Here is an 8,811-nt window from a genome sequence, read left to right on the forward strand (position 1 = left end):
TTCAGCACCAGCAGAGGAGAATGGGCACGCGAGCAGCACAGCACGATACAGTCGTTGGCGGCGCGTTCTTTTGACTCAGCACTTGATCGCGATGATCCGGCACGCCCGTTAGCACGCCAGTAATGCAGGCGCCGCACATGCCTTGCTCACAGGAGAGGTCGATACCGATGCCTGCCCTCTTCCAGCACTTCAGCGATAGTCTGACTGGCAGCGATGGCGTAACGCGCACCGGAGGAAGCAATCTTACTTCAAATGCACCGCCAGAGAGCGATTGCGCTGCTAATACTGGCTTGAAACGCTCACTGTATAGTTGGCTGATATTCCAGCCATTCTCTACCGCCAGCTGATGCAGATGCTCCATGAAACCGGCCGGTCCACATGAAACCAGCACGCTGTTATGCGGTTGAGTGAGATCTGTCGGCACGCGCTGGCGCAGGCTGTCTCCTTCGCTACTGTAGTGGATCACAACGCGGTCACCGAGCTGCTCCAGACGCCTGGCGAAGGCCAGCTCATCACAATGTTTCAAATAAAGATGCAGGGTGAAGTCAGCCTGACGATCCGCCAGCGTTTCGGCCATCATTAACAGCGGCGTCAGGCCAATACCGGCGGCAAACAGCAAAGTACGTGGCGCGTCTGGCAGCGGAAAATGATTGCGCGGCGCAGAAATCAGCAGTTGATCCACCCGCCTCAAGATTTTGATGCAACCAGCGCGATCCACCCGCTGAGTCCTGATCCAGGCGCACGCAGATTTCTGTAACGCTGAGCATCCTTCCTGTCTGAAGCACAGCGAGTATTGCCTTTTGCCACAGCCGGGAATGACAACATCGATATGCGCACCCGGAGTGAAATCCGGCAGCGGTTGTACGCTGGCACTGACCAGCGTCAGTAACATATTGCCTGCATCCGTTGGATTGTTTCGCGATGACGGTAACAGTCAGGTTCTCTGTCTGCTTCATAATCTGCCTGCTTTTACAGGGATGTCATCAGCCACAACGCCATGCAAACCCTTGTTTTTATCCTGGCTGCGATTATTATTTTGGCTATGTGTAAGCGTCCATCTGTTTAATTCGCATGATGCGTTGCAAAAAGAGAGCACCCGTTATGTTCGCCTTTTCACGATTTCTCATTTATTTCACTGAAGTGGCTCGCCAGGGCTCACTGCGCAAGGCATCTGAGGTATTGCATGTCTCCGCATCGTCTATTGATCGACAGATATTGCGCGTCGAGCAGCAACTGGATATGCCGTTGTTTGAGCGCCATCCATCAGATTACGTATGACCGCGGCGGGGGAAATCTTGTTGAATTCAGCCAAAACTGGCAGCGTGAGTTTGGGCGGGTATGCACACAACTGGATGATTTGCGTGGTTTGCGCCACGGCCATGTGCACATCGCCACTATTGACGCCATCAACCGCAGTTTTTTTCATCGGTTTTGCAGCGTATCCGACAAGAGTATCCGGGGATCTTTACGCTTACCACCATGAGCAATATTCACATCGGAAAAGCTTTGATAGCAGGTGATGCGGATTTTGGCATTATGCTCAATCCGCAAAGTTCACGTGAATTGCTGGTGAAGTCCTTTTCCGATCTGCGTTTAGGTATTGTGGTAAGCAGCCAGCACCGCTGGCGCAGCTGGAATCCATCCGTTTCAGCCACTGCGAATCCCGGCCCTTTATCGTGCCGGCTTCACCACTCATGCTGGCCGATCCGCTGGAGGCGCTGGTGAATAATTCAGGCATTACGCTTAATGAAGTCGGACGCACCAACAACATACATATGCTGCGTTCACTGGTGCGTGACAATGTAGGCATCAGCCTGATGTGCTGGCTGGATATCATTGATGAGTATCGACGCGGAGAACTGAAATTTATTCCGTTGATAGACAGCATATTGAAACCCTTTACGCTATCGCTCTGCGTAGCGCCACAGCGTCAGCTGTCGGTGGCCGCCTCAATGATGCTGCATGAACTTGAGTCATTTTTTGCTTTAATGCAAAGTGAGGAAGCGCGGGCGGGAGAGATGTAACTCGTTGCATCAAAGCGCCTGAGAGCCTGTACTTAATTGCCTAACAGACGTCTCGCAACCTCACTGACTAACGAGGTTCATTTTAAGGGAAGAAAACGCGTCATTTAATATAACTATCAATCACGTAAAAATTTCTTCTTTGTGTCTCGTTGATCTTTTCATTGCACACTGCATTCCCTTCTCGAAAATTTTACAACAGACCCCTGCTATGGCCGTGAGGTTAATTACCGTGCCCTTCCACAACGTTAAAAGCTTCAACATCCCCTTATAGATTTCGCTTTAGGTTATTCAGCCTTTTGATTCTGATAACGGCGCACAACCGTTCAACACTTTTATCAGCCAAACCCAATTTATGGCGTTGACGATCCGTGACCGACTTCTGAGTTTTCATTCTGAGAGAAGAGCAATATCTAGACATATCGTAACAACAGATATATCTAATCTTAAGCAAGTCAGGGTAACGGCTGGCGCAAACCAGAAATATATCTTGCTACGCCTCTCAAAAAATATCGGTTAAAAAGCGGAGAAATCATGGATTTAGGCATACAAAACAGGATTGCGTTTATCTGTGCTTCATCGCAGGGGTGGGATTAGCCTGTGCTCAGGCACTGGCAGCAGAAGGCGTACAGATCATTTTGAACGGACGTGATGAAAGTAAATTGCAAAGTGTTGCGCAGCGACTTCGTCTCGATCATCCCGAAACAGATATCAGTTTTATCGCAGCGGATCTGACGACCTCGGCAGGACGGGAAAAAATCCTCTCTTCGCTTCAGCAGGTAGACATTCTGGTCACCAATAATGCCGGGCCCAGCCTGGGCGCTGTCTGACTGGCAACGAGGATGCCTTACGCAATGCAATGGAAGCAAACTTTATTCCCGCCGTTCAGCTGATCCGCAGCTGGCTTCCGGCATGCAGGCCAGAGGCTTTGGCCGCATCGTGAACATCACCTCCGCCATGGTGAAATCGCCACATTATATGATGGGGTTATCAACCTCAGCCCGTACCGCACTGACAGCGATATGTAAAGCAATCAGTCAGGACGTGGCGAAAGACAATGTCACGATTAATAACCTGTTACCTGAGCGGATTGATACGCCCCGGCAGGAATTTATGCTTCAGCGTTTAATCGCGAAAGAGAGTATCAGCCGCGAAGAAGCCCGCTTACGCAATGTGCAATCCATTGCCGCCAGACGTTACGGCACGCCACAGGAATTTGGGGCTGCCTGCGCTTTTCTGTGCAGTCAGCAAGCCTCTTTTATTTCAGGTCAGAACCTGCAACTCGACGGTGGTTCTTACGACGGTCTGGTTTAACAGCGGTGAGACAGATAATGGAAGCGCACTTAATCGAGCTGCTTGAGTTCGAACAGCAGCGCCAGCGGGCCTTAACGCAACCTGACCTGATTTTGCTGGAGAAATTGCTGGCAGAAGATCTGATCCACATTCACAGCACTGGCATGGTGCATAACAAACCACAGTTTCTGCGGCACGTCGAACGCATGGGGCTTTACCGCAATTTGCCGCGAGACGCCCGACATTCGCCTGGCGGGCGATATTGCCCCCTTCTGACCGGTAATACGTAACACCGTCCGGCTGCTGGAAACGGGAGAAGAAAAAGTGCGGTCTGGTTTCTCCACGCTGGTGCTGCGACGTACGTCGCAGAGCTGGCAAATCGTATTGTCTCAATCTGACCCTTATAAGACGTAAAGACGCCTCATTAAGCAAAGGAGAACGCCATGAAAATAGTACGTTTTACGAGCAGGGACATACACGCATTGGCAAAGTCGTTAACGATCAGGTCATCGATCTCTCCCCTGTACCGGGTGTGTCTGCATCGATGCGCCAGGTAATTACTGATTTGCCACAGCTGCGGATGGCGCTTGAAGAAGCCAGCGGGCCGGCTTTTTCCTGTCGAATGTGCAGCTGAAGCGCCAGTGCCGGATGCGCAGAAATTTCTTGGTATTGGCATGAATTACCGTAAACATGCTGATGAAGCCCGACTGGCTGGCATTCCGATCCCTGAAAGCCAGATGTGGTTCAACAAGCAGGTATCCTGCATAAACGGTCCGTTCTCGCCAGTCGTGAAGCCTGATGCCAGCGCGATAAAATGGATTAGAAATTGAACTGGGCGTCGGATTGGTAAACGCTGCCGTCACGTCAAAGCCAGCGATGCGGCTGCCGTTATCGCGGGCTACCTGATTGTGAATGATGTCTCAGCCCGTGACTGGTTACACAAATCCCCGACCTTTACCCCTGGTAAATCTTTCGATACTCATGGTCCTACTGGCCCGTGGCTCACAACCGCAGATGAAATTCCCGATCCGCTGAATCTGGATATGAAGCTGTATGTCAACGGAGAGCTGCGTCAGCATTCCGGCAGCGGCGACATGATTTATGACATCTATGCGCAAATAGAATACCTCTCAACGGTGATGACCCTTGAGCCGGGCGATATTCTTGCCACCGGTACTCCTCGGGCATTGGTGCACCAACAGGTCGCTTCCTGCAACCCGGTGATGTCATGCGACTGGAGATAGAAGGCTTAAGGCCACATAGAAAATCGTGTGGTGGCAGAAGCCGCCCACTCTTAATCAGCGGAGGACGTTATGGCCAGCCAAAATTTTCGTGATTATTTAATGCCAGCCGATGCGCACCGTATTGGTCTTGCGCGTGGCGTCGACGTGCATACTTATGGCGAGCGCATGCTGCCACCGCGAAAGCGCAAAATTAAAAAGCACACTGGCAGGCAATGCTGGATGAAAAACTTTCGCGATTACCAGCAACGGCGAAATTCAGCCCGATCTCTACCCCCTGCAGGATGAGGGCTTTGCCGTTGAAATGCTGTTGCCGTTGCTCAGGCTCTTTTACAAACCCTTGATCCTGAAGCGCAAAAAGAGGTGTGTTACCCCATTGAGGCTAAACAGTGGCGTGCCTGGTATAACCCTGAAATCCCGCTTAATGATTACGGCATACGGCTTGAAGAAACGTCACCAGCCACCCGTGAAACCTTTCTGGCATGTTGCAGCAGCTGCACCAGTGCGCGGGGTTTTACCAAAGCGCAGCAGCTGATGGATGCTAACCAGTTTCTCCTGGCGAACTCTACGATCTCACCAATATCATGAACCGCTGAGTTTTCACTTCATGCTGTTCGGGGAGCCGTCAGCTACGCAGCCCCGGGGCTGGAATATTTATGGCCATCATGTGGCGTTTTACTGTTTTATCACAGGCCGGCAGCTGGTTATTGCACCCACATTTGTGGGCGTAGAGCCTAATGTCATTGCGCGCGGCGATGAGAGTGACTGCGTGCTGTTCACCGAAGAAGAACAGTCTGGTCTGGCGCTGATGCAGTCTCTCAGCCCGGAACAACAGGCGGGCAACCGTTTATCAGCAGATGGAAGATCGCTAATGCCTCCGAGCGTTTTAACTTTGCCGATCAGCGACACCTTGCTGGCGCATTTCAGGATAATCGCGTTATACCGCTGGAAGGCATTTGCGCAGCAGAATTTGACGCACCGCAGCGCGCCAGACTGATGCAAACCATCGCCGCTTTTCGATTTTACCTGACGGGCCGCGCCGCACGTCTGAAACAGATTGAGCAGCACCTTGAATCAACATGGTGGAGCTGGATCGGCGGTTGTGGCGAGGATGACGTGTTTTATTACCGCATTCAAAGTCCGGTGGTGTTACGGAATTTGATCATCACAGCGGCATGTGGCTCACCAACGAAGAACCGCGCGCTTCCATATTCATACCATTACCCGCATTCCGAACGGTAACCATCACGGAAAGCCTTGCTGATGCAGCATCAAGTAACGACAGGCTAAAACGCCTGCATTCCCGTCGTACCGGGTGACGACGTTTTGCCCGGGTAACCCTCAGCGTTTGTTGACTGCTTCATGAAGAAGCGGAAGGCTTCACTGCGCCTTAAAACCCTGAAAGAAATTAACCCTACATATTTAAAAAACGAGGTTACCCGGTAATGCGTGTCCAAAATTTAAAAAGACTGCTTTTAACCGTCATGCCTCTGGCATTGTTTTGCGGTGTGTTACGCCGAAGCATTACCGGCGTCTGATTCAGACAGCTTTAATGACTGGCTTGCTCAGGGAAATATCTCTGGTGAGCTAAAAAACCATGACGTTTTTCAAGAGTTCACCGGTACGTTACCGAATAAACGCACCAGTTCGCTGGGCGGTGATATTCAGTATCGCAGCCCGGAACTGGAAGCGATTCAGCGTGGGACTGGGCTCTTACGGGGCTTATAACCTGGGGCTGAATCCTTCCGATGTCGGAAAAGACCGAGATTTACCGTCCGTCCGATAACACCACAGTGCTCGCCAAAGCCTTTTTGCGCCTACCGCGGTTACGGGCTCGATCTTCCAGGCCGGGCGCTTTGGTCTCGATACCCTTTTGCCAATGGGTCGAGGGCTGGACCATGGTTCCTGCCCTTTATCAGGGATTTGGCGGAACTCTATGCCTCATGAAAGAGGTAATTCTAGCTCCTGTGCTTACCGCATCTATCGTTTTAAACCACTGAGTTCTGAGCATTTTGAAAGGGGACGCTGGCAGCCCGGAAATCGAAGACACCAGCGTGCCTCTCGGTTGACGGCGATGGCTTCACTACGCTGGGTCTGCGTTATGGTCGCTGGAACACCACGGCAGAGCTGGTATTACAACTTCGATAGCGCTCAGCGTACGGCGGCGCGGAGATCTACGTTCCTGGCTGGTTGGCAACTGGACGCGCACTGGGGGCGCAATATCTGCATGAGTGGGATGCACCAGCGATCAGGCTTCTCCGTATCGCAAATATCGATACCGATCTCCTCTCTATTCAGGACGCATCGGTATGCGCTCGCGCCAATCACGACATCTATTTTGCTGCGACCATGTGCCATCAAGAGGATGCTTTCCTGAGCGGTGGATTCTTTGCACCTTACGGTTATGGCATTTATGACCACACGCCGCTGGAGGCGATGCCGCTGGTATCCGCAGTCACCACAACCAACCCAGCAACGCTTTTTGCTCTGCGCTATGCTATCAGTGAAACCTGGTTGACGTACTTGGCGTGACACCTTGCAGACTCAAGGACTCTGCGGATTTACTACCGCTGCCTGCAATAACAATATGGCTTTATGATTCTTAGTTGCAACGTCACGCCGCGTCTGCATCTGGGGTGAGTTCGACTACGTGCATTCCCCTTCAGACGTTGCAAAGCAGCTATCCGCCGAGCGTTTGCTGCGCCTGGTCTACCGCTTTGGCGCGAATGTGAATGACGACTATTAATTCTGACGCTCTCAGGAAAATTATGGCTAAACGGCAAAGCATTTATAGTGACGGTTTTCCTCATGCTAATCCCATTCCGGCTGCCTGCCGCATCGGACCGTGCTCTGTTCCGGCAGATCCTATAGCCGCGATCCACCCCTTACGCAGCAGGTGCCTGCAGATTTAGAGCGGCAGTGTGAACTGATGTTTATGTGCATGTCCGCAGCATTTTAGAAGCCGCAGAGACGCTTGGGGATGTGATCAAAATGACGCTGTGGATGCAGGATAAATCTCAACGAGTGAGCAAATCATGGGAGAAAGCATTTTCCGGATACCAGATTGCCATCGCCGTCATGGCAGAGGGTAATTTTGCAGGAATACGCTCATCAGTGCGAGCTTCATAAAGCGGTGCTGGATAGGTGAGAATGGCGGGCAGCGGTGTCTGCCCGCCTGTTTATCTCTGTATTATGGGCATGACGATGATAATGATAACAGCATTTTTTGCGACTCCGCGCCGTGAATATGATTAAAAAATTGCCTGAGGCAACGTGCCGGGTTGGTCAGTAACGAAATTTTCCGATATCTTTAAATCCAGTTATATTGTGTGGCTATTGTACAGGAGTAATAATGGTGCAGAAACGCCGTTCGGATGAGATTGCAGATAATCTCAGCACCGGGCAAGCTGACAGTGCGGCAGCGCGCATCGGCGGTAAGCCAGGCCGACGCACGCGCGCAAGCGATTATGGTGAGCTTCGCTATGGCGTCTTAAGCAAACGTTCATCGCCAAACAATCCAGCCACGGCTACGAACTGATTCATGAAGTGAAAGAGCGTCTGGGAGGACCTCCGCGGCCAGCACGAGTGTTATCTATCCGGCTTTAACGGGGCTTTATGATCGCGGCTACACTGAAATCGATTTAGAAAAAGGGGCGTAAACGCAACAGCATTACCGATGAAGGTAAAGCTTTTCTCAGTGCAGATAAAGCGCTGACCATTATGCTTTAGCGCGTGTCGTGCCCAAGCGCAGAGCAAATCCCCAGGCAATCGGGGCAATGGATCACCTGAAGCGTGCGCTGAGTTTGCGCGTTAAGGTGGAACCAGTTGCTGATGAAGCGATCGCGCGTATAGGCGACATTATTCATGTGGCAGCAGATCAAATCGAAGCAGCTCAACGCCAGTATAAGCGAAGATGCAGTAAAATGTGTTTGCCGATATCGCTCCACCCCGAATGGCGAACGCCTCCACGCGCCGCCTGTGGCCAGCCATTTCAGCACCGAACCCCCGTTGTGACTGAGTGAGAACAGCGGTCATTTTCACTTTGAGTATGGGCGAAGTGCGTATGGGCACTGGAAGGCATTTTCAGGTAGGCAACACCTCAACGCAGAAAAACTGCGCCGGATTCACAGCATATTTTAGTGCGCCATCTTGAAGAAGCCGCAGTGCGTGAGAAGCTCAATGTAACCTGGCACTCACCCCATAGTGAAGTGTCACGGGCATAAATCTGGCCCGTCTGCATTTATCGCTTACTTTTT

At 51.6% G+C, this 8,811-nt stretch carries 11 protein-coding genes and 3 pseudogenes; 12 read left to right on the forward strand and 2 right to left on the reverse strand.

Annotation, left to right across the window (positions count from 1 at the left end):
- Nucleotide 1: 1 nt before the first annotated feature.
- On the reverse strand, nucleotides 2-892 hold the full coding sequence (locus tag O3W44_RS24565; RefSeq protein ID WP_269295231.1) for a PDR/VanB family oxidoreductase: 891 nt from the start codon (nucleotides 890-892) through the stop codon (nucleotides 2-4).
- Nucleotides 893-1,101: 209 nt separating this feature from the next.
- Here O3W44_RS24565 and O3W44_RS24570 point away from each other — a divergent pair, with 209 nt between their 5' ends.
- Nucleotides 1,102-1,278: a helix-turn-helix domain-containing protein gene (locus tag O3W44_RS24570; RefSeq protein ID WP_269295232.1), complete on the forward strand. Its 177-nt coding sequence runs from the start codon at nucleotides 1,102-1,104 to the stop codon at nucleotides 1,276-1,278.
- On the opposite strand, the gene O3W44_RS24575 is transcribed toward O3W44_RS24570, so the two are convergent.
- Nucleotides 1,199-1,426: a hypothetical protein gene (locus O3W44_RS24575; protein ID WP_269295250.1), complete on the reverse strand. Its 228-nt coding sequence runs from the start codon at nucleotides 1,424-1,426 to the stop codon at nucleotides 1,199-1,201. The two genes, O3W44_RS24570 and O3W44_RS24575, sit on opposite strands and share 80 nt — an antisense overlap.
- A 5-nt stretch (nucleotides 1,427-1,431) precedes the next feature.
- Between O3W44_RS24575 and O3W44_RS24580 the strand changes: the two are divergent.
- From O3W44_RS24580 to O3W44_RS24630, 11 genes and pseudogenes are all read left to right on the forward strand, one after another.
- Nucleotides 1,432-2,024 (forward strand): annotated as a pseudogene (locus O3W44_RS24580) (LysR substrate-binding domain-containing protein).
- 584 nt (nucleotides 2,025-2,608) lie between these two features.
- Nucleotides 2,609-2,851: an SDR family NAD(P)-dependent oxidoreductase gene (locus O3W44_RS24585; protein ID WP_269295233.1), complete on the forward strand. Its 243-nt coding sequence runs from the start codon at nucleotides 2,609-2,611 to the stop codon at nucleotides 2,849-2,851.
- The gene (locus O3W44_RS24590) at nucleotides 2,823-3,335 is read left to right on the forward strand and encodes an SDR family oxidoreductase (protein WP_269295234.1); all 513 of its coding nucleotides are present in this window, start codon (nucleotides 2,823-2,825) and stop codon (nucleotides 3,333-3,335) included. Before O3W44_RS24585 ends, O3W44_RS24590 begins: the two co-directional genes overlap by 29 nt.
- Before the next feature lie 17 nt (nucleotides 3,336-3,352).
- A complete protein-coding gene (locus O3W44_RS24595; RefSeq protein ID WP_269295235.1) occupies nucleotides 3,353-3,604 on the forward strand; it encodes a nuclear transport factor 2 family protein in 252 nt (83 codons plus the stop codon).
- A 351-nt stretch (nucleotides 3,605-3,955) separates the two neighbouring features.
- Nucleotides 3,956-4,558 (forward strand): annotated as a pseudogene (locus tag O3W44_RS24600) (fumarylacetoacetate hydrolase family protein).
- Nucleotides 4,559-4,918: 360 nt separating this feature from the next.
- Complete coding sequence (locus tag O3W44_RS24605; RefSeq protein WP_269295236.1) at nucleotides 4,919-5,143, forward strand: DUF3500 domain-containing protein; 225 nt, start codon at nucleotides 4,919-4,921, stop codon at nucleotides 5,141-5,143.
- A 19-nt stretch (nucleotides 5,144-5,162) separates the two neighbouring features.
- A pseudogene (locus O3W44_RS24610) lies at nucleotides 5,163-5,342 on the forward strand (DUF3500 domain-containing protein); the annotation flags it as partial.
- A 77-nt stretch (nucleotides 5,343-5,419) separates the two neighbouring features.
- Nucleotides 5,420-5,797: a DUF3500 domain-containing protein gene (locus tag O3W44_RS24615; protein ID WP_269295249.1), complete on the forward strand. Its 378-nt coding sequence runs from the start codon at nucleotides 5,420-5,422 to the stop codon at nucleotides 5,795-5,797.
- A gap of 264 nt (nucleotides 5,798-6,061) precedes the next feature.
- Nucleotides 6,062-6,283, forward strand: coding sequence for a hypothetical protein (locus tag O3W44_RS24620; RefSeq protein ID WP_269295237.1), 222 nt, complete (start codon nucleotides 6,062-6,064; stop codon nucleotides 6,281-6,283).
- Between the two features lie 462 nt (nucleotides 6,284-6,745).
- Entirely contained in the window at nucleotides 6,746-7,087 is a 342-nt protein-coding gene (locus O3W44_RS24625; RefSeq protein ID WP_269295238.1) for a hypothetical protein, read from the forward strand.
- Between the two features lie 820 nt (nucleotides 7,088-7,907).
- Entirely contained in the window at nucleotides 7,908-8,093 is a 186-nt protein-coding gene (locus O3W44_RS24630) for a hypothetical protein (RefSeq protein WP_269295239.1), read from the forward strand.
- Nucleotides 8,094-8,811 lie beyond the last annotated feature (718 nt).

This window comes from Pantoea sp. LMR881 (assembly GCF_027157825.1).
GTDB lineage: Bacteria > Pseudomonadota > Gammaproteobacteria > Enterobacterales > Enterobacteriaceae > Pantoea > Pantoea haifensis.